Origin of the sequence: Streptomyces sp. NPDC056883, assembly GCF_042788835.1 — a bacterium.
Classification (GTDB): Bacteria; Actinomycetota; Actinomycetes; order Streptomycetales; family Streptomycetaceae; genus Streptomyces; species Streptomyces stoeckheimensis.
This window is the reverse complement of the sequence record NZ_JBHUBS010000007.1, coordinates 67606-90825: the sequence shown is the minus strand read 5'-3', so window position 1 is coordinate 90825 and position 23220 is coordinate 67606. Positions and strand designations below refer to the sequence as shown.

At 71.6% G+C, this 23220-nt stretch carries 18 protein-coding genes; 4 read left to right on the top strand and 14 right to left on the bottom strand.

Annotated elements, in window-relative coordinates; translation table 11 throughout:
* Positions 1-239: 239 nt before the first annotated feature.
* Positions 240-2390, bottom strand: coding sequence for a RecQ family ATP-dependent DNA helicase (locus ACFRU2_RS19290; RefSeq protein ID WP_382973462.1), 2151 nt, complete (start codon positions 2388-2390; stop codon positions 240-242).
* Positions 2391-2763: 373 nt separating this feature from the next.
* On the opposite strand from ACFRU2_RS19290, the gene ACFRU2_RS19285 reads away from it, so the two are divergent.
* On the top strand, positions 2764-3393 hold the full coding sequence (locus ACFRU2_RS19285; RefSeq protein WP_382973460.1) for a hypothetical protein: 630 nt from the start codon (positions 2764-2766) through the stop codon (positions 3391-3393).
* 135 nt (positions 3394-3528) lie between these two features.
* Here ACFRU2_RS19285 and ACFRU2_RS19280 read toward each other — a convergent pair whose 3' ends face one another.
* The 3 genes from ACFRU2_RS19280 to ACFRU2_RS19270 all read right to left on the bottom strand — a co-directional run bounded on the left by ACFRU2_RS19280 (position 3529) and on the right by ACFRU2_RS19270 (position 5618).
* Complete coding sequence (locus ACFRU2_RS19280; protein WP_382973457.1) at positions 3529-4122, bottom strand: hypothetical protein; 594 nt, start codon at positions 4120-4122, stop codon at positions 3529-3531.
* A 59-nt stretch (positions 4123-4181) separates the two neighbouring features.
* Positions 4182-4892 (bottom strand): ribonuclease HII, encoded by a 711-nt coding sequence (locus ACFRU2_RS19275; protein ID WP_382973454.1) that lies wholly within the window; start codon positions 4890-4892, stop codon positions 4182-4184.
* Positions 4893-5015: 123 nt separating this feature from the next.
* A complete protein-coding gene (locus tag ACFRU2_RS19270; RefSeq protein WP_382973451.1) occupies positions 5016-5618 on the bottom strand; it encodes a TetR/AcrR family transcriptional regulator in 603 nt (200 codons plus the stop codon).
* Between the two features lie 140 nt (positions 5619-5758).
* Between ACFRU2_RS19270 and ACFRU2_RS19265 the strand changes: the two genes are divergently transcribed.
* Positions 5759-7312 carry an MFS transporter gene (locus ACFRU2_RS19265; RefSeq protein ID WP_382973449.1) on the top strand — a complete coding sequence of 518 codons (1554 nt, stop codon included), beginning with the start codon at positions 5759-5761 and terminating at the stop codon, positions 7310-7312.
* Between the two features lie 80 nt (positions 7313-7392).
* Here ACFRU2_RS19265 and ACFRU2_RS19260 read toward each other — a convergent pair whose 3' ends face one another.
* The 5 genes from ACFRU2_RS19260 to ACFRU2_RS19240 all read right to left on the bottom strand — a co-directional run bounded on the left by ACFRU2_RS19260 (position 7393) and on the right by ACFRU2_RS19240 (position 12348).
* Positions 7393-9051, bottom strand: a complete 1659-nt coding sequence (locus tag ACFRU2_RS19260; protein ID WP_382973446.1) for a DUF4173 domain-containing protein — start codon at positions 9049-9051, stop codon at positions 7393-7395.
* A gap of 135 nt (positions 9052-9186) precedes the next feature.
* Entirely contained in the window at positions 9187-10101 is a 915-nt protein-coding gene (locus ACFRU2_RS19255; RefSeq protein WP_382973444.1) for an ADP-ribosylglycohydrolase family protein, read from the bottom strand.
* A gap of 11 nt (positions 10102-10112) precedes the next feature.
* Positions 10113-10772, bottom strand: a complete 660-nt coding sequence (locus ACFRU2_RS19250; RefSeq protein ID WP_250748834.1) for a histidine phosphatase family protein — start codon at positions 10770-10772, stop codon at positions 10113-10115.
* Between the two features lie 95 nt (positions 10773-10867).
* Positions 10868-11473: a YdbC family protein gene (locus tag ACFRU2_RS19245; RefSeq protein WP_250748831.1), complete on the bottom strand. Its 606-nt coding sequence runs from the start codon at positions 11471-11473 to the stop codon at positions 10868-10870.
* A gap of 32 nt (positions 11474-11505) precedes the next feature.
* Entirely contained in the window at positions 11506-12348 is an 843-nt protein-coding gene (locus ACFRU2_RS19240; RefSeq protein WP_382973441.1) for an arylamine N-acetyltransferase, read from the bottom strand.
* Between the two features lie 76 nt (positions 12349-12424).
* Between ACFRU2_RS19240 and ACFRU2_RS19235 the strand changes: the two genes are divergently transcribed.
* Positions 12425-13384 carry a DUF1152 domain-containing protein gene (locus ACFRU2_RS19235; RefSeq protein WP_382973439.1) on the top strand — a complete coding sequence of 320 codons (960 nt, stop codon included), beginning with the start codon at positions 12425-12427 and terminating at the stop codon, positions 13382-13384.
* A 76-nt stretch (positions 13385-13460) separates the two neighbouring features.
* Here ACFRU2_RS19235 and ACFRU2_RS19230 read toward each other — a convergent pair whose 3' ends face one another.
* Positions 13461-16355, bottom strand: coding sequence for a vitamin B12-dependent ribonucleotide reductase (locus tag ACFRU2_RS19230; RefSeq protein ID WP_382973436.1), 2895 nt, complete (start codon positions 16353-16355; stop codon positions 13461-13463).
* Positions 16356-16499: 144 nt separating this feature from the next.
* The gene (gene nrdR / locus ACFRU2_RS19225) at positions 16500-17009 is read right to left on the bottom strand and encodes a transcriptional regulator NrdR (RefSeq protein ID WP_250748823.1); all 510 of its coding nucleotides are present in this window, start codon (positions 17007-17009) and stop codon (positions 16500-16502) included.
* 475 nt (positions 17010-17484) lie between these two features.
* On the opposite strand from nrdR, the gene lexA reads away from it, so the two are divergent.
* On the top strand, positions 17485-18276 hold the full coding sequence (lexA, locus tag ACFRU2_RS19220) for a transcriptional repressor LexA (protein WP_214953278.1): 792 nt from the start codon (positions 17485-17487) through the stop codon (positions 18274-18276).
* A 136-nt stretch (positions 18277-18412) separates the two neighbouring features.
* Here lexA and ACFRU2_RS19215 read toward each other — a convergent pair whose 3' ends face one another.
* The 3 genes from ACFRU2_RS19215 to ACFRU2_RS19205 form a co-directional block, all read right to left on the bottom strand.
* Positions 18413-20383 carry an ATP-dependent DNA helicase gene (locus ACFRU2_RS19215; RefSeq protein ID WP_382973431.1) on the bottom strand — a complete coding sequence of 657 codons (1971 nt, stop codon included), beginning with the start codon at positions 20381-20383 and terminating at the stop codon, positions 18413-18415.
* A 52-nt stretch (positions 20384-20435) separates the two neighbouring features.
* Positions 20436-22376 (bottom strand): IucA/IucC family protein, encoded by a 1941-nt coding sequence (locus ACFRU2_RS19210; RefSeq protein ID WP_382973428.1) that lies wholly within the window; start codon positions 22374-22376, stop codon positions 20436-20438.
* Positions 22377-22515: 139 nt separating this feature from the next.
* On the bottom strand, positions 22516-23217 hold the full coding sequence (locus tag ACFRU2_RS19205; RefSeq protein ID WP_382973425.1) for a GNAT family N-acetyltransferase: 702 nt from the start codon (positions 23215-23217) through the stop codon (positions 22516-22518).
* Positions 23218-23220 lie beyond the last annotated feature (3 nt).

The following is a 23220-nucleotide window of genomic DNA, read 5'->3' as shown; positions in this document are numbered from 1 at the left end:
ACGAGCCCGGTCGCGCATTGGGCAAGCAATCTCGAATTCCCGCCGGCATCGGCCGTGAAGTCGCGCAGCTCTTGGTCCGGTTCACCCCCGAGGAGTCGGCAAAGGAGGCCAAGCGGCATCGCCGCTCAACCCTCCTCCGAGGATCCTACGAAGCCGGGTCCGGTCTTGACTTGGCGAACGGTTGCCGCGGACTACCCGTTGATGGGGGGGGTACGAGTGCCCCGCGCGCCGGTGTTCCCTCAGCCCGCCAGAGCAAGGGTCAGGGGGAGCACCATGTCGGCCCCGCCCTGGCGCAGGAGGCGTGCCCCCACGGCCAGGGACCAGCCGGAGTCGGCGTAGTCGTCCACGAGCAGGACCGGTCCGGGGGTGGCGGCCAGGGCGGCGGCGAGCTCCTCGGGGACGGCGAACGAGGCGGCCAGGGCGCGCAGCCGCTGGGCGGAGTTGCTGCGGTGCGCGCCGTACTCGCCGGCCTGCGGGGTGTAGGCGAGGCTGCCCAGCAGCGGGAGCCGGCCGACCCGGGCCAGGCCCTCGGCGAGCGAGCCCACCAGCTGCGGGCGGGAGCGGGAGGGCATGGCCACGATTCCCACGGGCCGGGCCATCGCCCCACCGGCCCAGCCGCCCGGCGAACGGGCCCAGTCGGCCACCACCGTCACCACGGCCGCCAGCACGTCGTCCGGAACCGGGCCGTCCGCGGCCTGCTCCGACAGGAGCGGGCGCAGGCGGTTGCCCCAGCCGATGTCCGACAGCCGGCCCAGCGCGCGCCCCGTGGCCGCCTGCTGGCCCACGGGGATGCGGCCCTTGAGGTCGACGCCGACCGCGGGCATGCCCGAGGGCCACATGCGGCGGGGCTCGACCTCGACCCCGGGGCGGTCCAGCTCGCCGGTCGCCGCATCGAGGGCACCGTGGGACACGGCGGGGTCGAGCCAGGGCCCGGCGCAGGAGTCGCAGCGGCCGCAGGGGGTCGCCTTCTCGTCGTCGAGCTGCCGCTGGAGGAACTCCATCCGGCATCCCGTGGTCGACACGTAGTCCCGCATGGCCTGCTGCTCGGCCTGCCGCTGCCGGGCCACCCGTTCGTACCGCTCTGCGTCGTAGGCCCACGGCTGACCGGTGGAGGCCCAGCCGCCCTTCACGCGCTTGACCGCGCCGTCCACGTCCAGGACCTTGAGCATCGTCTCCAGCCGCGACCGCCGAAGATCCACCAACGGCTCCAGCGCCGGCAGCGACAACGGACGGCCCGCCTGCTCCAGCACGTCCAGGGTCCGCCGGACCTGCTCCTCGGGAGGGAACCCGACCGAAGCGAAGTACGCCCAGATCGCCTCGTCCTCCCGGCCCGGCAGCAGCAGCACGTCGGCGTGGTCCACGCCGCGCCCCGCACGCCCCACCTGCTGGTAGTAGGCGATCGGGGACGAGGGAGAGCCCAGGTGCACCACGAATCCGAGGTCCGGCTTGTCGAAGCCCATGCCCAGCGCGGACGTCGCCACCAGCGCCTTCACCCGGTTCGCGAGCAGGTCCTCCTCGGCCTGCAGCCGGTCGGCGTTCTCCGTCTTCCCCGTGTAGGAGGCCACCGGATACCCGCGCTGCCGCAGGAACGCCGCGACCTCCTCGGCGGCGGCCACCGTCAGCGTGTAGATGATCCCCGAGCCCGGCAGGTCCCCGAGCCGCTCCCCCAGCCAGGCCAGCCGGTGCGCCGCGTTCGGCAGCTCGAGCACGCCCAGCCGCAGGCTCTCGCGGTCGAGCGGGCCGCGCAGGACCAGGGCGCCCCCGCCTCCCGTGCCCAGTTGCTCGGCCACGTCCGCCGTGACCCGTGCGTTGGCCGTCGCGGTGGTGGCGAGCACGGGCACGCCGGGGGCGAGCTCGGCGAGCATGGTGCGCAGCCGGCGGTAGTCGGGGCGGAAGTCGTGGCCCCAGTCGGAGATGCAGTGGGCCTCGTCGACCACCAGCAGGCCGGTCGTGGCCGCGAGCTTGGGCAGCACCTGTTCCCGGAAGTCCACCGAGTTGAGGCGCTCCGGACTCACGAGGAGAACGTCGGTCTCGCCCCGCTCGACCTCCCCGTAGATCGTCTCCCACTCCTCCGGGTTGGCCGAGTTGATCGTCCGTGCCTGGATCCCGGCCCGTGCCGCCGCATCGACCTGGTTGCGCATCAGCGCCAGGAGCGGCGAGATGATCACGGTCGGGCCGGCGCCTCGACGGCGCAGCAGAGCCGTCGCCACGAAGTACACGGCCGACTTGCCCCACCCCGTGCGCTGCACCACCAGGGCCCGTCGGCGCTCCTCCACCAGGGCCGACACCGCCTGCCACTGGTCCTCCCGCAGCCGCGCCGAGCCCCCCGGGGCACCGACCAGCTCAGCGAGGATGGCATCGGCTTCAGCGCGGAGCTCCAGGTTGTCCATCCCCCCATGCAACCCGATGCCTAGGACAATCGGCCAATTCACCCAGCGTGACGTGCGGCCCACCACCCGTCCGCGCCGCCGCGCGACCGCCACGCGACCGCCACTCCGGACCGGCAGCCGAGGATGTGTTTCCCCTGGTGCCCGCGCTCCGGCCCGGACGGAATGAGTCATCTTCGGCGTGGCGGGGCAAGGATATGAACGGCATACCGGCGAATTCCGGTCGGCGGCTCCAATTGCTCGTTGCCGCATGCTCACGGGCCACGCGAGAATTGTGTTGCTCCCGCTCGGCTCGACGGCGCTCTCCTGAGCCGTGCCGCGGCGCGCCCGCACTCCAGCTGTGCCCGTACCCGGGCGTGTACCCGAAGGGAGGACCGTGACCTTCGGATTCGCCCCGCCCTCGACCACGTCCCTGACCATGGCAACCGGCCGCGCCAGCCGGCACGGCAGACTGCTGGAACCCTCCGAGTGGACGGCGTCGGGCGTCCCCCTGCTGCGCAATCCGCGCGAGGTCGTCAGCGGGCTGCATTCACGGCACAGCCCCGGTCCGTCCACGGCGGTGATCGCCGTCCTGGGGCCCGAGGAGCGGCTCGTGGCCAGCGCCTCCTTCGTGCAGCGTTCCACCGCGGCCGACGGCTGGGAGTACCGCAACGCCCTGCTCTCCCGGCTGCGCCGGGTCATTCCGCACGACCTGCGGCGCCGGACCCCGGTACGGACCGCCGTGCTGTTGTTCTGCCGCGACGGCGACGAGCGCTGGACCGAGGAGGACGGGGCCTGGATGTGGGGGCTGCGGGACGCCTGCACCCTGCACGGGCTGCGCTGCGGCGCGTACATCACGCTGACCCGGGGTGGCTGGCAGGTGCTGGGCGAGGGACGCGGCGGCCGGAGCCCCAGCTCGGAGTCCCGGCCCGAGCGCCTCGGCGAGGCGCCGTCCGAGTTCGGGCCGCTCTCCCTGCGCAGCGGCGGCGGAGCCACGGAGGCCCTGCGCCGCACCGCCGCGCGCTGAGCCCGCAGGGCCCCGTACCCGGGAACGACCAACGGCCGTACACCCGGAACGGGCGTACGGCTGGTCAGGCCTCGGACTTCGGCAGGGCCGGCCAGCGGCCCGCCCCACCCCTCGACCGTGCGGGAGTACGGAGCGTCAGACGCCCGCACCCAGCACGGAGTTGATCTGCTGCGGCTCGCCGCACACGATCAGGAGCGCACCGGCTCGCGCGAGCGCGACCGGCAGGGCTCCGGCTGCCGCCGAGACGAGTCCGCCGTTGGCCGCGAAGACCACGACGGGACGGCCGGCCGCGCGCTGCACCTGCGCCGCGTCCGCGTAGAAGACGTCGTCCCCGGCATCGTGCAGGGCCCAGTACGCGGCCTCGCCGAAGGACAGCTCGTGCGCGGCCCACGGGTGCGGGTCGCCGGTGGTGAGCACCAGGATGTCACCGGGCGCCCGCCCGGTGTCGAGCAGCAGGTCCACGGCCTCTTCGGCCGCGTCCAGCGCGCCCTCGGCGGATGCCGGGATCAGCTGGATCTGCGGGACGGCCGCCGAGACCGAAGGTGCGGCGGCTACGGGAACGGGGGTGGCCTGCGGTTTCCGCGGCGCGGGCGGCGCGGGCCTCGGGGCGGGACGCGGACCGGGTACGGGGCGGGGGGTCTGCGCGCTGCGGCTCGCGGCCGGCGTGACGCGGGGACCCTGGGCACTCTCGTGAATCTGAGGCTCCTCGGGGGCGGGGGTGAGAGGCATGAGCTGACATTCATCAAACACCGGTGCGAAACGTACCGGTTGGTGGCACGTGCGTGCGATCAGAAATCGAAGCCGAGTTGGCCTCCGTTTTCCAGCTCCATCGATTCCTCGCTGCGGCGCACCTTCTTGAGGTGGCTCCAGCGGGGCAGCGCGTCGAGGTAGGACCAGGAGAGCCGGTGGTACGCGGTCGGCCCCTGCTCGTCCAGTGCCGCCCGGTGCACGGGCGAGGGATATCCGGCGTTGGCGGCGAAAGCGAAGTCCTCGATTCCGCCACCCTGTTCGCCGATCTCGGCCATCATCCGGTCGCGCCGGACCTTGGCGATCACCGAGGCCGCGGCGACGGCGACGCAGGACTGGTCGCCCTTGATCACCGTCCGGACCTGCCAGGGCGCACCGAGGTAGTCGTGCTTGCCGTCGAGTATCACCGCGTCGGGCCGCACGGGCAGCGCCTCCAGGGCGCGCACCGCGGCGAGGCGCAGGGCGGCGGTCATCCCGAGCTCGTCGATCTCCTCGGGGGACGAGTGGCCCAGGGCGTAGGCCGTGACCCAGTCCTCCAGGACGCCGACGAGCGCATCACGGCGTTTGGCGGTGAGCAGTTTGGAGTCGGTGAGTCCCGCGGGCGGCCGGCGCAGGCCGGTGATCGCCGCGCAGACGGTGACGGGACCGGCCCAGGCCCCTCGTCCGACTTCGTCGACCCCGGCGATGACCTTGGCGCCGGTGGTCGCTCGGAGGGAGCGTTCGACGGTGTGAGTGGGTGCTTCGTACGGCATGGCGCCAGCAAGGTTACGCCGCCCCGGGCCGCCTGCACACCCCGCCCCCTCTCCGCCGCGCCGCCGCCCCCTTCCCGCCGCGCCCCGGCCACCTCGGCGCCGCGCCACCCACCCCGCCCCGTCTCACACCCTGAGCAGCGGCACCATCACGCCGTCGATCATCTCGGCGATTTCCGCGTCCGCCCATTCGCTCCCGCACACCTTCGCGCGGTACATCATCAGCGCCGGGATGACCTCGACGAGCAGCGGACCGGTCGCGTCCGGCCGGACGTCCCCTCGGGCGATTCCTCGGCGCACGAGCTCGCCGATCAGCCCGTGCGCCGGTTCGTACAGCCCGGCCCGGACCAGGTCGCGGAACCGTTCCGCATGGATGTGATCGCACTCGTGAAGCACCGTCCTCAGTGCCTGCCCGGCCCGCGACCGCATGACGTCCCGCATCCGCACGCACACCGCGTACAGGTCCTCGCGCACCGACCCCAGGTCCGGAATCCGGCCGAGCGGGGGCAGCCGCATCCGCAGCGCCTCGGCCACCAGGTCCGCTTTCGAAGGCCAGCGGCGGTACAGCGCGGCCTTGCCCGTCTGCGCCCCCGAGGCGACGCCCTCCATCGTGAGGGCGTTCCAGCCGTCGGTGCCCAACTGCTCCAACACGGCGTCGAGGATCGCCCGTTCGAGTTCGGGTCCGCGCCTGCGACCCGGGGCCGCCACCGGCCGGCGTGAACCCACCACTCCCGTTACCTCCGACCGGCTCATGCGTACGTCGCACACATTTTCAGCCTTAGTGAACGCTTGCGTTCACTAAGGCTGTCTCCCTACCGTGGAACCGCCGTGAACGATTGCGTTCACTATTTCACTTGGGGGGACCCACAGTGACAACTCCTCAGCTCTCCACACTCCGGATACCGGCCGCGGCCCGCCGAGGGGGGCGCCCGGGAGTGGCGCTCACCGTCATCGCCGCCTGCCAGCTCATGGTCGTCCTCGACGCGACGATCGTGAACATCGCGCTCCCGCACATCCAGACCGACCTGGCCATCTCCACCACCGACCTGTCCTGGGTGATCAGCGCCTACACGCTCGCCTTCGGCGGGCTGCTGCTGCTCGGCGGCCGCGCCGGCGACATCCTGGGCCGCCGCCGCGTCTTCCTGACCGGCATCCTGCTCTTCACCCTGGCCTCCTTGCTCGGCGGATTCGCCGAGGAGTCCTGGCAGTTGCTCGCCGCCCGGGCCCTCCAGGGCGTCGGCGGCGCCATCGCCTCGCCGACCTCCCTCGCCCTGGTCACCACGACCTTCGCCGAGGGACCCGCACGCAACCGCGCGTTCGGCGTGTTCGCCGCCGTCTCCGCGGGCGGCGGCGCGGTCGGCCTGCTGGCCGGCGGCATGCTCACCGAATGGCTCGACTGGCGGTGGGTCTTCTTCGTCAACGTGCCGATCGGTCTGCTGATCGCCTTCCTGACCCCGCTCTACATCAACGAGTCCGAGCGCCATCCGGGCCGCTTCGACATCGCCGGAGCGCTCACCTCCACCGGAGGCATGACCGCGCTCGTCTACGGGTTCATCCGCGCGTCCCAGGACGGCTGGCGCGACGGCGTGACCATCGGCTCGTTCGGCGTGGCCGTCCTGCTGCTCGCGACCTTCGCGCTCGTAGAGTCCCGGGCCACCGATCCGATCATCCCGCTGCGCATGTTCGCCTCGCGCAACCGCACCGGGACCTACGTGATCATGCTCAGCCTCGCCGCCGCGATGTTCGGGATGTTCTTCTTCATCGTCCAGTTCGTGCAGAACGTCCTGGACTTCTCCCCGATCCGGTCGGGCATCGGCTTCCTGCCGATCACGGCCGCCATCATCACCGCCGCCGGACTCTCGCAGCGCCTGCTGCCGCGCTTCGGTCCCAAGCCGTTCATGGTCATCGGATCCGCCCTCACCGGCGCCGGCCTGACCTGGCTGTCCTTCATCGAGACCGACAGCTCCTACCTGTCCGGGGTGCTGGGCCCGATGCTGCTGTTCGGCTTCGGCATGGGCCTCAACTTCGTCACCCTCACCCTCACCGCCGTCTCCGGAGTGGCCCCGCAGGAAGCGGGTGCGGCCTCCGGACTGCTCAACGCGAGCCAGCAGGTCGGCGGCTCGCTCGGACTGTCCATCCTGGTCACCGTCTTCGGCACCGCCGGCCGCAACGAGGCCGCCCGACAGATCCCGGACTTCCAGGCGCACGCCGACCCGGGACAACTGGAGGCGTTCCTGAAGACCGGCCGGCTGCCCGACCCCTGGGGGGACCTCGTCCTCACCCGGGGCATCGCCACCGCCTTCATCGCCGCCGTGGTGATGGCGGGGATCGCGCTCCTCACCGCGCTGCTGGTGATCCGCGTGCGCCCGAGCGACCTGGAGGCCCTGAACGGAGCCGCCGCGAAGGCCGGTCCGGCCGCCTGAGCACGCAGTCCCGTACGAAGGGCCCGGCGCGGGAAGCTTCCGCGCCGGGCCCCGCGCGGGCCTGGTCCGGCACCTTCGGCCTAGTGCTCGATCCGGCTGCCGAAGGTTCCCAGGCCCTTGCACTGCTCGTACGAGGCGCTCACCCCCCGCTCGCTCAGGATCTCCCGGGCCCGGCGCTCCCCCAGGCTCGTCGCGTACCAGGGCGTCCGGCCCGCCGCCGCCAGGTCCCTGGCGATCCCGCGCAGGGCACAGGAGCGCTGGGGCTCGGGCAGCCGGTCCAGGGCGGGTACCGCGTCCGCCGACAGCGACTGGAAGTAGGCCAGGTCGATCTTGCCGTCCTGTTCGTACCGCGTGACGTTGCCCTCCGCGATCACCCCGTCCGGGGACATCAGCCCGAAGGCCAGTACGGCCGCAACGGCGCTCCCCGCGACCGCGCGGGGCAGCCAGCGCGCGCCGAACAGCCCGCCGGCCATGATCAGTACGATGACCAGCCCGAGCCACAGCTCCACACCGGCCACCGACAGGCGCAGCCTGGTCAGCCCGTACGCGTCCACGTACAGGTCCATGCGGCGGAGCGCCGAGGCGACGACCACGAGGGTGAGCACGCCGAGCGTGCCGAGCACGACGCGCACCAGCCGCCGGTCGCCGGCTCCGTCGCGCGGGGCCCAGCGCAGGGCGAGCGCGATGACGGCGAGGGTGAGCAGCGTGGCCCAGAGCAGCTGCCAGAAGCCCTGGCGCGCGTACGCGGCGTAGGTGAGGCCGGTGGCCTCAAGGACCTTGCGGTAACCGCCGAAGAGGACGGCGAGCTGGACGGCGTTGAAGGCGGCGAAGAGCAGGTTCAGCACGATGAGCGGAAGGGCCCACTCCACCCGTGAGCGCGCCTTGCCCGGGCGCACCTCGATCCGGTCCCAGCGGGAGGGAGCGGCGGCGGCGCGGGCGACGGCGACCGCGACGAGGAGGCCCACCGCGAACAGCAGGAAGCGGACCGGGCCGCCCATGCCGCTGACGTCGGGGGTCAGTCCGCTCAGCAGGTCGGCGAACGCGGCGTCGGCGGAGGCGAACAGGGTGCCGAAGAGCGCCAGCAGGACCACGGCCACCACGACGGCCTTCGCCACCGGCAGCCAGCGCTCGCGGCGCCCTTCGCCGCGCGAGCGCAGGCCGCTCCAGACCCAGCGCACCCCGAGGACGGCGGAGTCCAGCAGCCCGACCGGGCCGAGCAGGATGCCGGGCCACCTGCGGCTGCCGTGCAGGGCCAGGGCGCCCGTCAGGAGGGCCGCGAACAGGGCCGTCACGGCCGGCCAGGCGGAGGCGCGCAGGGCGGGCACGGTGAGCAGCGCGAGACAGCCGAGCGCCCAGAGCGCGGTCCACGGACGCAGTCTGCGGCCGGCCGCACGGGCGGCCGCGTAGGCGGCGACGAGCGCCGGCAGGACCGCGAGGAGCAGACCCGGGCCGAGCCCCTCGCCGAGGAGCAGGGAGGCGGCGAGGCCGGAGGCGAGCACGGCCCCCAGCACGACGGCCGGTACCGGTCCCACGGCGGCCGGGCGCGCGGCCTCGGCCCAGGCGAGCGGGGCGATCGACCAGGCGCCGGAGGCGGCCCGCTCCTTGCGCACCTGGTGGGCCTGCCAGGCCTTGGGATCCCAGCCGGGCGGCGCGACTGCGGCCCCCGTGCCCGCGCCGCTCGCGCCGCTCGGGCCGCCCGTCGTACCGGCGTTCTCCGCGCCGGTGTTCCCTGCTGACATCGGGTTCCCCTCCCCTGTCGGCCTCCCCGGCCGTGTGGCGGGGGAGGCGAAGCCGACAGGGTAGGCCGGTCAGATGCGGTTTTGAACAGGCTCAAAAGACGCCTGTGGCAGGACCGTGACAAACGGAGGGGTGCGCTACTCCGCCGCCTCCGGCAGCCAGGCCGGCAGTGCCTCGGTCCGGGCCAGCCAGGCCTGCGGCAGCACCGCGTCCCCGCGTGCGCCCAGCACTCCGCCGACGATCGCGCAGGTGGTGTCCACGTCCCCGCCCACCTGGGCGGTGGTCCAGAAGGCCCGCTCGTAATCGTCCAGGCCCCGCGCCGCCGACCACAGGGCGAACGGCACCGTGTCGTGGGCGCTGGTGCGCCGGCCGCAGCCCAGTACGGCGGCGACGGTGGTCGCGTCGCCGTAGTCGAGCATGTCGCGCGCCCGCCGAACTCCGGCGCCCACCGCGCTCCGCGGCACCAGCGCGATCACCCCGTCCAGCAGGTCGGCGGCCTTCGGCGGCCCGGCCGGATCGGCCGCCAGCGCGGCCGCGGCGGCCACGGCCATCGCGCCGCACACCGCTTCGCGGTGCTGGTGGGTGGTGTAGGCGGAGATCTCCGCCTGGTGGGTGGCCTGTTCCGGGTCGTCGGCGTACCAGGCGCCCAGCGGGGCGACCCGCATGGCCGCACCGTTGCCCCAGGAGCCCTGCCCGTTGAACAGTTCCGCGGCGAGCGTGCGCCAGTCCGCGCCCTCGCGGATCAGACGCAGCATCCGGTTCACGGCGGGCCCGTAGCCGCGGTCGAAGTCGTGGTGCGCGGCGAAGGAGGCGGCCAGCGCGTCCTGGTCCACCCGGCCGTGCCCGGCGAGCACGGCCACCACCGAGCAGGCCATCTCGGTGTCGTCGGTCCACTGCCACGGATCGCTGCCGGCGGGCAGCTCGCGCCGCTTGAGCAGCGGGTAGTTCACGGGGACGAAGTACTGGGAACCCAGTGCGTCGCCCAGGGCCAGCCCTCGCAGGCTGGCCATGGCGCGTGCGTAGCGCCCTTCGGGAGAGGAGTCAGAGGTCATCGCGCGTCACTCTAGCCGTCCAGGTCGTAGGGCTCGGGTGTGGTCCACCGCTCAAACGGGCGGTCCATCCGGTACCGCCCGTCGGAGCCCAGCAGGAGCACCCGGTACTCGCCGTTCCCCGGGTTGGAGAGTGCCTCGAACTCGGCCACGGACCAGTGGAACCAGCGCATGCAGAACAGCCTCATCGTCAGGCCGTGCGTCACGAGCAGCACGTTCTCCGGATGGTCCGGTGCCTCGAAGCTGCGGTAGAGGCTCTCCAGGAAGGCCCCGACCCGGTCGTACACGTCCGCGCCCGACTCCCCCTGCGCGAAACGGTAGAAGAAGTGCCCGTACGCGTCCCGGTAGGCCTTCTGCAGCCGTACGTCCTCCCGCTCCTGCCAGTTCCCCCAGTCCTGCTCGCGCAGCCTCGGCTCCTCGCGCATGCGGACGCGCGTCGGGTCCAGGCGCAGCTCGCGGAAGGTCTGCAGGGTCCGGCGGTACGGGGAGACGTACGCGCTGACGTGCTCGTCCCCGAAGAGCTCGCGCAGGCGCACGCCGGCCTCCGCCGCCTGCTCGCGCCCGGTGCGGGTCAGCCGGAGGGCGTGGTCGGGCTCCCGCTCGTACACCGTGTCATCGGCATTGCCCTCCGATTCCCCGTGCCGGACAAGGACGATGCGCCGTGGTCGAACCATTCCACGACCCTATTCGGCCACCGCCGGGCACATCGACCGGGCTCGCCGGTCGAGACCGGCGCCGACCATACAGTCGGGTCGTCAGACACTCCCGGTCACACCGTCCAGGACGGTTCGAGGTCGACGACGTCCCCGGTGAGGGCCTCCACATCGGCCTGGATCTGGGCGCGCAGCGACAGCCGTTCGACGCGCTCCTGCCGGTACTTGCCGTGTTCGGCCGCCGCGTGCCACATCGACAGCACCAGGAACTCGCGGCCGGGAGCCTCGCCGAAGAGACCCCGGACCATGCCGGGCGAGCCCGCCATGGCCGGATTCCAGACCTTCTCCTGCATGAGCGCGAAATGGTCCACGCGGCCCTCCCGCACCCGGGTGTGGGCGACCCGGACGACGTCGGCGTCGGTGAAGCGCGGTTCGAAGCCGGTCTTCACGTCGAAGCGGTGGTCGAAGAGCGTGACCCGCGCGTCGGTGTAGGTGCCGTTCTGCGAAGCGGCCAGCCGGTCGTGGGAGCGGGCCATGAAGGAGTCGTAGAAGGAACGGCTCTCCCAGAAGGTGAAGACGTGCGCCACCCCCTGCCGGCCCCGGCTCCAGCCGCCGCCCTGCCCCCGGAATCCGGGTTCGCCGGGCAGCCCCGCCCATTTGCGCTGCCCGCGCTCGAACCCGCGTCGGTCCGTCACCGTGCAGCGAATCCACTTGACCAGCACTGCGCCATCGTACGGGCCCGGCGGGGCCCGGGTCAGTCCTCGGCGCGGTACATCCGAAGGAGTTCCGCCGCGTCCCGCTCGGACAGCCGAAGCCCGAACTCCCGGCCGAGCAGGGCGAGCAGTTCTCCGGCCGGAACCTCCCGCCGCTCGGTCCGCCCGTCGGGGAGCAGCCGCGAGAGCTCCCGCCCTACGAGGGCCAGGCGGTCGGAGTCGCCCTGCCGCTGGACGACGACCCGGCCGACGAAGGCGGAGCGGGGGTGCGAGGAGCTGTAGTGGTTCAGCACCACGTAGTCGACGGGGTGGTAGGGCTGCGGGGAGAAGGCGTACAGGTCCCGCCAGGCACCCTCGCGCGGCACGCACAGCACGAGGACCCCGTCCGGTTCCTCCCGGACGCGGAACACCCACTCCCCCTGGCGCACTTCGGCTCCGGGGCGCGCCAGCGGCACGGGCTCGCGCGGCCCCTGCCAGCCGAACCCGGCGTCGCAGAGCCACGGTTCCCCTTCCACGGTGACGACGAGGACGGCGTGCGTCACCGCGGTCAGAGCGCCTCCCCGGGAGCGGTTGCGGGCACCGCGTCCGGAGACCTCGAAGCCGATCCGCTCCAGGGCGGCGGCCAGCAGGGTGTTCTGCTCGTAGCAGTACCCGCCGCGGCGGCCGTGCACGAGCTTGCCCTCGACCTCCTTGACGTCCAGCCCGACGGGGCGGCCGAACAGCACGTCCAGGCTCTCGAAGGTGATCGCACCGGTGTGCGCCCGGTGCACTGCCTTCAACGTGGCCAGGTCGGCGCGGAGTTCCCCGCCCTCCCAGCCGATCCGCTCCAGGTAGGCGTCGAGATCCAGCTCGTCGCCGCCCCACACCGCGCCCCTGCTCCCCATGGCTCCCCCGTTCTGCCGTTCTCCGCACCGCGATATTCGGGGGCGGTCGTCCGGCCGCCCCCGCACAATGATCGCCATGCCCGCCTTCCACACCAACCCGCTGTTCACCCGCCTGGCTTCGGCCGAGCGGATCCTGGTCGCCGGGGCCGGAGGCGGCTTCGACGTCTACGCCGGCCTCCCGATCGCCCTCTCCCTCCTGCACCAGGGCAAGGAGGTCCACCTGGCGAACCTCTCCTTCAGCGCGCTCGCCGGCCTCCCGCTCGACGACTGGGTCGCCCCGGACGTCGTCGCCGTCGGCCCCGACTCGGCACCGCACCAGACGTACTTCCCCGAGCGGACCCTGGCCCAGTGGCTGGAACTGCACCGCTACCCGTCCACGGTGCACGCCTTCCAATCCGTCGGCGTCCAGCCGCTGCGGGCCGCCTACCGGGCCCTGATCGACCGGCACGACATCGACGCGGTGGTCCTGGTCGACGGGGGCACCGACATCCTGATGCGGGGTGACGAAGCGGGGCTCGGCACCCCCGAGGAGGACATGACCAGCGTGGCGGCCCTGGCAGCGCTGGACGACGTACCCGAGCGGCTCGTCGTGTCGGTCGGCTTCGGCGTGGACGCGTACCACGGGATCAGCCACTCGCTCGTGCTGGAGAACATCGCGGCCCTGGAGCGGGACGGGGCCTATCTCGGGGCGTTCTCGATCTCGCGCAACACCCGCGAGGGCGCCCTGTACCTCGATGCCGTGGCCCATGCCCAGGACCGCACCCCGGACCACCCGAGCATCGTGCACGGCTCGATCGCGGCGGCGGTCCGGGGCTCCTTCGGGGACGTCCGGTTCACCTCCCGCACCCGGGGCACCGAACTGTTCGTGAACCCGCTGATGTCCCTGTGCTTCGCCTTCGACCTGACCGGCCTCGCCGCCCGCTGCCTCTACCTGGACCGGATCGAGGACACCCACCTCATGCGCCAGGTCGCCTCGGAGATCGAGGTCTTCCGCGAGGAAGTGATCACCCGCCCGGCCCGGACCTTCCCCCACTGAGCGCGCACGCAGAAGCGGGGACCGGCCGGTGGCCGGTCCCCGCTTCACTCGCTACTCAGTGGCAGCGGCGTACTCGTCAGCTGCAGCCGCTGGTGGAGCCGCAGCCCTCGCAGATGTAGCAGGAGCCGGCGCGCTGCATCTTCGTACCGCAGGAGAAGCACAGCGGGGCGTCGGCGGAGACGCCGAGCTGCATCTCGACCAGTTCGGCGTTGGAGTGCGCCGTCTTGGTGGCCGGGGCCGGGACGATCGCGACCGGCTTGACGACCGGGACGACCTGGACCGCGGCGAGCGGGGCCGCCTGGGTCAGGGACTCCGTGTCGAGCTCCTCGTCGAGGGGCTCGTAGGAACCGGTGTCCAGGTGGCGCTGACGCTCCTCGGCGGAGTGGATGCCGAGGGCCGAGCGGGTCTCGAAGGGCAGGAAGTCGAGCGCCACGCGACGGAAGATGTAGTCGACGATCGACTGCGCCATCCGCACGTCCGGGTCGTCCGTCATGCCGGCCGGCTCGAAGCGCATGTTCGTGAACTTCGCGACGTACGTCTCCAGCGGGACGCCGTACTGCAGACCGACCGAGACGGCGATCGAGAAGGCGTCCATCATGCCCGCGAGGGTCGAACCCTGCTTGGACATCTTCAGGAAGACCTCGCCGAGACCGTCGTCCGGGTAGGAGTTCGCGGTCATGTAGCCCTCGGCGCCACCGACCGTGAAGGAGGTGGTGATCCCCGGGCGGCCCTTCGGGAGGCGCTTGCGGACCGGGCGGTACTCGATGACCTTCTCGACGGCCGTCCGGATGGTGTCCTCCGCCTTGGCGGTGACCTCCTCCTTCTCCTCTTCCTTCTTCTTCGCGGAGAGGGGCTGGCCGACCTTGCAGTTGTCGCGGTAGATCGCGAGCGCCTTGACGCCCAGCTTCCACGCCTCGAAGTAGATCTCCTCGATCTCCTCGACGGTCGCCGTCTCCGGCATGTTGACCGTCTTGGAGATCGCGCCGGAGATCCAGGGCTGGATCGCGGCCATCATGCGCACGTGGCCCATCGCGGAGATGGAACGCTCGCCCATCGCGCAGTCGAAGACCGAGTAGTGCTCGGTCTTGAGGCCCGGGGCGTCGACGACCACGCCGTGCTCGGCGATGTGGGCGACGATCGCCTCGATCTGCTCTTCCTGGTAGCCCATGCGGCGCAGGGCCTGCGGAACGGTGCCGTTGACGATCTGCATCGAGCCGCCGCCGACGAGCTTCTTGAACTTGACCAGGGCCAGGTCCGGCTCGACGCCCGTGGTGTCGCAGGACATCGCGAGACCGATGGTGCCGGTCGGCGCGAGGACGGAGGCCTGCGAGTTGCGGAAGCCGTTCTTCTCGCCGAGGCGGATCACGTCCTGCCAGGCCTCGGTGGCCGCGGCCCAGATGACGTTGTCCAGGTCTTCAGTGCGCGGCGCAACGGCGTTGGCGTCGGCGTGCTGCTTCATGACGCGCTTGTGCGACTCGGCGTTGCGGGCGTAGCCGTCGTACGGGCCGACGATCGCGGCCAGCTCGGCGGAGCGCTTGTACGCGGTACCGGTCATCAGCGAGGTGATCGACGCGGCGAGGGTGCGGCCGCCGTCGGAGTCGTACGCGTGGCCGGTGGCCATCAGCAGGGCGCCGAGGTTGGCGTAGCCGATGCCCAGCTGGCGGAAGGCGCGGGTGTTCTCGCCGATCTTCTGCGTCGGGAAGTCCGCGAAGCAGATGGAGATGTCCATCGCGGTGATGACCAGCTCGACGACCTTGGAGAAGCGCTCGGCGTCGAAGGACTGGTTGCCCTTGCCGTCGTCGTCGAGGAACTTCATCAGGTTCAGCGAGGCGAGGTTGCAGGACGTGTTGTCCAGGTGCATGTACTCGCTGCACGGGTTGGACGCGGTGATGCGGCCGGACTCGGGGCAGGTGTGCCAGTTGTTGATCACACCGTCGTACTGGATGCCCGGGTCGGCACAGGCCCACGCGGCCTCGGCGAGCTTGCGGAAGAGCGACTTGGCGTCGACCGTCTCGATGACCTCGCCGGTCATGCGGGCGCGCAGGCCGAACTCGGTGCCGTTCTCGACGGCCGTCATGAACTCGTCGTTCACGCGGACGGAGTTGTTGGCGTTCTGGTACTGGACGGACGTGATGTCGTCGCCGCCCAGGTCCATGTCGAAGCCCGCGTCGCGCAGGGCGCGGATCTTCTCCTCTTCCTTCACCTTGGTCGCGATGAAGTCCTCGACGTCCGGGTGGTCCACGTCCAGGACGACCATCTTGGCCGCGCGGCGGGTGGCGCCGCCCGACTTGATCGTTCCGGCGGACGCGTCGGCGCCGCGCATGAAGGAGACCGGGCCAGAGGCGTTGCCGCCGGAGGAGAGGAGCTCCTTGGAGGAGCGGATGCGGGAGAGGTTCAGGCCGGCGCCGGAGCCGCCCTTGAAGATCATGCCCTCTTCCTTGTACCAGTCGAGGATCGACTCCATGGAGTCGTCGACGGCCAGGATGAAGCAGGCGGAGACCTGCTGCGGCTGGGGCGTGCCGACGTTGAACCACACCGGCGAGTTGAAGCTGAAGATCTGGTGCAGGAGCGCGTAGGTCAGCTCGTGCTCGAAGATCTCCGCGTCGGCGGGCGACGTGAAGTAGTCGAAGTCCTCGCCGGCCTTCGTGTACGTCTTCACGATCCGGTCGATGAGCTGCTTCAGACCGGTCTCGCGCTGCGGGGTGCCGACCGCACCGCGGAAGTACTTGCTGGTGACGATGTTGACCGCGTTCACCGACCAGAAGTCGGGGAACTCGACGCCGTACTGCTCGAAGTTGACCGAGCCGTCGCGCCAGTTGGTCATGACGACGTCGCGGCGCGCCCAGGTCACCTCGTCGTACGGGTGCACGCCCGGGGTGGTGTGGATGCGCTCGATACGCAGGCCGCTCTTGGCAGTCTTGGTGCCCTTGGCGCGGGAACCTCGTGCCGAGCTGCTCGCCGTCTCTGTCATGCCGTTCCTCCCAATGCGGGCAAAACGCCCTAAAGTGCCAGCGCTATTCCGCGGCACGGTGCTGTGTGTCTTGTATCTACGTCTTCTTCGCCGGACCCACCGACCGTTCCACGACGCGCATGCGACGGAGAACGGGCAGGCCGGTCAGTCGGCGGCGGAGGCGGGCACGGGGACCGGAGCGGTCCCACCGGGCTCGCACTCTTCGTGAGGCCGCGGCACGCGGAGTTCCGCGATGGCGGTCTCGAAGTCTTCGAGTGTGTCGAACGCCTTGTAAACGGACGCGAACCGGAGGTACGCGACCAGATCGAGGTCCTGCAACGGGCCGAGTATGGCCAGACCCACGTCGTGGGTCGTCAGCTCGGCGCTCCCGGTGGCGCGCAGCGCCTCCTCGACCCGCTGGCCGAGTTTGGCGAGGGCGTCCTCGGTGACCGGCCGCCCCTGGCACGCCTTACGGACGCCCGAGATGACCTTGGTACGGCTGAAGGGTTCGGTCACCCCGCTGCGCTTGATCACCATCAGCGAGGCCGTCTCCACCGTCGTGAAGCGACGGGAGCAGTCGGGGCACTGGCGGCGCCGGCGGATCGACGTGCCGTCGTCGGTGGTGCGACTGTCGACGACACGGCTGTCGGGGTGCCTGCAGAAGGGGCAGTGCATGGTTCCCTCACCCTCCTCTTGGCACGACTGAATCACCTCGTGAGACCCCTGAACGGCAGAGTCGAAGCTCTGTCGGAGGCTCTCGAAGCAGCCACAAGCATATGCGATGTCGGGGACCCCGGCAGACCGAGGACCACAACTTCTGGGTGGCAGCGCTCATCCAACCACTAGATCTTGGGTTGTAGTGGATTTACACCGCTCCGCGTGTCGCGGCGTCCGATGGCCGGATAACAGGCCCCTCGGTGCCACACTGGGCGCAGACCCGGACGGTGGCGACCCGACCCGGAAGGGTACCGTAAGCAGTGGCTCCACAGCCGAACCCCCGTTCGGTCCGTGCCCCGTCGGCGGTCTATACACCTCACGAAGTGACCACGGTGGGTGATCTCCGATTTTTCACTCGAACGTGTGTTTGGCGCAACCTTTCGAAAGCTACTACCGTTGTCCAGCTAGGGAGAACATTTCGAGAGGGGCCGACGTGACCACCACCGCAGACAGTGCCACCATCACTGCCCAGAACCGCTCCCAGAGCCGACTCGAGCCGGTGCATGCCATGAACGACGCAAGTCTGAACCCGGAGGCGGAGCCCGTACGCCCCGCACGCTCGCTGCCAGGGCGACCTCCAGGCATCCGCGCCGACAGCTCCGGGCTCACGGACCGGCAGCGGAGGGTCATCGAGGTCATTCGCGACTCGGTGCAGCGGCGCGGGTACCCGCCGTCGATGCGGGAGATCGGCCAGGCGGTCGGCCTGTCCAGCACCTCTTCGGTCGCGCACCAGCTGATGGCCCTCGAGCGCAAGGGCTTCCTGCGCCGCGACCCCCACCGCCCCCGGGCGTACGAGGTGCGCGGCTCCGACCAGCCCAGCTCGCAGCCCACGGACACCACGGGCAAGCCCGCGGCCTCGTACGTTCCCCTGGTCGGCCGGATCGCGGCCGGTGGCCCGATCCTGGCCGAGGAGTCGGTGGAGGACGTGTTCCCCCTCCCCCGCCAGCTCGTGGGCGACGGAGAGCTGTTCTGCCTCAAGGTCGTCGGCGACTCGATGATCGAGGCCGCCATCTGCGACGGCGACTGGGTCACGGTCCGCCGCCAGCCCGTCGCGGAGAACGGCGACATCGTCGCCGCCATGCTGGACGGCGAGGCCACGGTCAAGCGTTTCAAGCGCGAGGACGGCCATGTCTGGCTACTCCCGCACAACGCCGCCTACCAGCCGATCCCCGGCGACGAGGCCACCATCCTCGGCAAGGTCGTGGCGGTACTGCGCCGGGTCTGACGCCCCGCGCCCTCATCCAGCTCCGGGACCTACTGCGCCGGTCCCGGAGCTGCTTTGTGTCTACGGGGCCCTCGGCCTACTTGCCCTCGGCCTACTTGCCCTCGGCCTACTTGCCCTCGCCCTGCTTGTCCTCGGCCTACTTGTCCTCGGCCTTCGCCGCTGCGTCGATCGCGGACAGCGAGCGGCGGACCTGGTTGCGGTCCGTGGTGTACCAGAAGTCCGGCAGCGTGGCCCGCAGGAAGCTCCCGTAGCGGGCCGTGGCCAGCCGGGGGTCCAGGACCGCCACGACGCCCTTGTCCCCGGTGGCCCGTACGAGCCGGCCCGCGCCCTGGGCCATGAGCAGTGCCGCGTGCGTTGCCGCGACGGACATGAAGCCGTTCCCGCCGCGCTCCTCGACCGCCTTCTGCCGGGCGCTCATGAGCGGGTCGTCGGGACGCGGGAACGGGATCCTGTCCATGATCACCAACTGGCAGCTGGGCCCCGGCACGTCCACGCCCTGCCACAGCGACAGGGTCCCGAACAGGCAGGTCTTCGGGTCGGCTGCGAAGGCCTTGATCAGCTCGCCGAGGGTCTCCTCGCCCTGGAGCAGGATCGGGTTGTCGAGCCGGCCGCGCAGCTCCTCGGCGGCGGCCTTCGCCCCGCGCATGGAGGAGAACAGTCCTAGGGTGCGGCCGCCCGCCGCCTCGATCAGCTCCGCGAGTTCGTCCATCATGTCGCCGCGGGTGCCCTCGCGGCCGGGGGTGGCCAGGTGCTTGGCGACGTAAAGGATGCCCTGCTTGGGGTAGTCGAAGGGCGAGCCGACGTCGAGGCCCTTCCACTGCGGCACGTCCTCGCCCTCGACGCCCTCCGGGGACAGGCCCATGGACGCCGCGACGCCGTTGAAGTCGCCGCCGAGTTTGAGGGTCGCTGAGGTCAGGACCACCGAGCGGTCCGCGAACAGCTTCTCGCGCAGCAGGCCGGACACCGACAGCGGAGCCACCCGGAGGGTGGCGCCGAAACGGTCGTGGCGTTCGTACCAGACCACGTCGTACTCGGACCCGGCCACGATCCGCTCGGCCACCCCGTGCACGCTCTCCACCGCGGCGAGCGCCTGCTTGCGGACGGCGTCCTCGTCGTGGACCGACTTGTCCCGCGTGTTGCCGATCGCCGAGATCACGCTGCGCGAGGCGTCCCGCAGGGCCATCAGTGCGTAGCCGAGATCCTCGGGGATCTCCTCGAGCCGGCCGGGAAGAGCCAGCTCCATGACCCGCTCGAAGGTCTCGGACGCGGTCTGCAGGGAGTCGGCGGTCTTCTCGTCGACCAGCTTCGCCGCACGCTTCACGGCGCGGTTGACCTGCCCCGGGGTGAGCTCTCCCGTGGCGACCCCGGTCACCCGGGACACCAGCTCGTGGGCCTCGTCGACGATGAGCACCTCGTGCTGCGGGAGCACCGGGGCGCCCTCGATGGCGTCGATGGCGAGGAGCGCGTGGTTGGTGACGACCACGTCCGCGAGCTTGGCCCGCTCGCGGGCGGCCTCCGCGAAGCACTCGGCGCCGTACGCGCACTTCGTCGCGCCCAGGCATTCGCGGGAGGAGACGGAGATCTGCGCCCAGGCCTTGTCGGAGACGCCCGGAGTGAGGTCGTCGCGATCGCCCGTCTCGGTCTCGTCCGCCCAGTCGCGCAGCCGCAGCAGGTCCTGGCCGAGCTTGCTGGTCGGGGCGGCCGCCTCGAACTGGTCGAAGAGGCCCTCCTCCTCGTCCTGCGGGGCGCCCTCGTGCAGACGGTGCAGGCACAGGTAGTTGGAACGGCCCTTGAGCATGGCGAACTGCGGGCGGCGGCGGAGCTGCGGATGCAGCGCCTCCACCGTCCGCGGCAGGTCGCGCTCGACGAGCTGGCGCTGGAGGGCCAGCGTCGCCGTGGCCACGACCACGCGCTCGCCGTGCGCGAGGGCCGGCACCAGGTAGCCCAGGGACTTACCGGTGCCGGTACCGGCCTGGATGAGGCGGTGGGAACTGTCGTCGATCGCTTCGGCGACGGCTTCGGCCATGGCCACCTGGCCGGGGCGCTCCGTGCCGCCGACGGCGGAGACGGCGGCGTGCAGCAGGTCGGGGAGGGAGGGCTTCGTCATAGCAGTGCCAACCCTACGGGGCTCCGCCGACAGTGGCCGCACCGGCGAGCGGTCATGACCGGTGGAGGGGGTTCGGCACGGTGCCGTAGCGCACGGCGTGCGGGCGGTCGGGCCGGTCGCGGTAGCCGTCCTCGTAGAGACGGTTCCTGTTGAGGCAGAGCCGCACGATGCGTTCGCCGAGCAGGTCGAAGAGCTCGTAGCGCTCCTTGAGCTCCGGGAAACGGGCCTGGTGGCGCAGGATCTCCGCCCGCACGAGGGACCAGAACATGTCCTCCGGGACCCCGAGCCGGTCCTCGCAGAGGGCGGAGAGGTAGCGGAAGACGCCGACGAAGAGCCCCGAGTGGATGAACTGGGGCAGGAAGTCCGCGGGCTCGGTGAGCAGGACCGCGCGCACCTCCTCGGGCATCGCCGCCAGCTCCGGCAGCGGTTCGGCGCTGATGTTGACGTCGTCCACGAAGTCCTTGACCGCGAGCCGGACCGGGACGTCGTGCTCGTCGAAGATCACGATGGTGTTCTCTCCGTGCGGGGAGAAGACCGTGCCGTAGCGGTAGAGGAAGCGGAGCAGGGGCGGCAGCAGGGCGGCGAAGAGCCGCTGGAGCCAGACCGTGGGCGTCAGACCGGAACGGGCGACGAGCTCGGCGGTGAAGGACCGGCCGCGGGGATCGGTGTGCAGGAGCGAGGCGAGGGTGCGGGCCCGCTCGCCGGGGGCGAGGTGCCCGGTCAGCGGCTCGCGCCAGATCGCACCGAGCAGCTCCTTGTACTGGTACGGGACTTCGGGGAGCGCGTCGTAGACGGGGTGGCGGACCGTGACGGAGGCGACCTCTCCGAGCAGGATCACTCCGCATTCCTCGCGGAGGAAGGGGTCGCCGTCGCGCAGGGAGTGGATCCAGGCCGTGACGGCGGGCGCCGCGAGGGCCAGGTCCGAGGGCAGGCCGCGCCAGACCATGGTGTTGAGGACGGAGAGCGGCAGTTTGACGCTGTGACGGTCGGGGCGGGTGAGGTTGAGGAAGGTGCGGATCGACTGCTGGGGAAGGCGGAGGTCGGGGTCGGCGGGGAGCGGGACCAGGGTGCCGGCGGCGAGGGCCGGGGCGAAGAGGGGCAGGAGGACCTCGTCCCACTGCCAGGGGTGGACGGGGAGGTAGAGGTAGCCGAGCGGATCGAGGCCGCGGTCGCGCAGGGTCCGGTCGAAGAGGGCGCGGGTGACGGGGTCGAGCTCGGCCGAGTAGAGGCGGGCGGGGTCTTCCAGGCCTGCGGTGCCCCGGTAGTGCGCGAGGGAGGTGTGGGCGGCGAGCCAGGGCAGGCGCTGGGCGGTGCGGGCCTCGGGCGCCCAGGCCGCGGTGTCGGAGGCGGAGAGTCCGATCCGCCCCTTGTTGAGGACGAGCCAGGGGTGGCCGGTCTGGTGGCCTTCGAGGGCCGCGTAGTCGAGGTCGGCCAGGACGTCCGCGGTGAGCGCGGTGTGGTCGATGCGGGCGTCGGCCGCGAGCGTGGCGCTGAGCTCGCGCACGAGGTGGCCGAGGGTGGCGCCGTCGAGGCCAAGGAGGGTGCGCGCGCGGATGAGGAAGGCGTACGGGTCTCCGAAGGCGCACGGGTTACCGGAGGCGGTCGGCGACGCGGAGGCGGTCGGCAACGCGGAGGCGGTTGGTGCCCCTGAGGCGGTCGGTGCCCCGGAGGGCGCGGGCTGCGGGGTGAGCGTGATCGTGTCGGGGGTGACGTGCCAGCTGCCGTACGAGCGGCGGCGGGCCCGGAAGCCGAGGCTGCTGCCGTCGTCGAGGGTGAGCGTCCAGGCGTCACCGGAAGCGGCCGGGGCGGGGACCGGGGTGATGATCTCCTCGTACGCGAACTCGCCGAGCATCTTGGCGAGCAGCCGGCGGGCGGCGAAATCCCAGGTCGGACGGTTCAGTTCGGGCGGTGTGCACGGGTGCTGGGGCGACGGGGGCACGGTGTCCGGGAAGTGGGGGCCTGGGGAGTCGGGGGCTGCGGGGAAGTTCTGCACGGGACTCCTCAAGATCGGGAACTTTGCTGCGTGGCGCAGAGTTTTCGAGGTGAGATGTGCGGGAAGTGAAGAGGTGTACGGGAACCGCGGGGCGGCGGGGGCTTCGGGGACGGCGTGGGTGAGGCGGGCGGGGCGGCGCTCAGAGGAGATTGCGCAGTGCCCGTTCGCGGATCATCAGGGCGGCTCGCTTGCCGGGCAGTTCGATCTCGGCGGGGCAACGGAAGCCGGAGTTCAGGAAGGCTGATACGGAGGGGGTGTTGCGGATGTCCGGTTCGGCGATGACGCGCATGCAGCGGGGGCGATTGTCGAGCACCAGGTCGGCGACGGCGCGCAGGAGCGCGGTGCCCAGACCTCGGCCGCGGTTCGTGCCGTCTCCGATGAGCAGGTGGATACCCGTGTCGTGGGGGCGCGCCGGGTAGTACGCGGAGAGCGGGTCGAGGTCGGCCCGGTAGATCTCCCAGTAGCTCATCGGCGTCCCGTCGAGGAGGCCGAGGCACGGGATGCTGCGACTTTCCCCGTCCAACTGCCTCCACACGTGGGCGGCGGTGACGGCGGCCGGGCCGGCCAGTTCCCAGTAGGCGTCCACCTGTGGGTCGTTCATCCAGCCGGTGAGCAGCTCCAGGTCGCGGTCGAGCCGCACCGGTTCTAGGCGGAAGACACCCGACCTCGTCGTGACGCCGCCCCAGGCCGCCGGGGAGTCGAGCAGATCGGCTTCGGCGAGCCGGGGCAGCGACTCGGCGCTGAGACGCGGCGCTGGGGTGCGGAACACCTCCGTGCGGAGCACATCGGTGCCGGCCACATCGGTGAGGAGCACTCCGGTGTGGAAGTCGGTGGAGGGCATCGG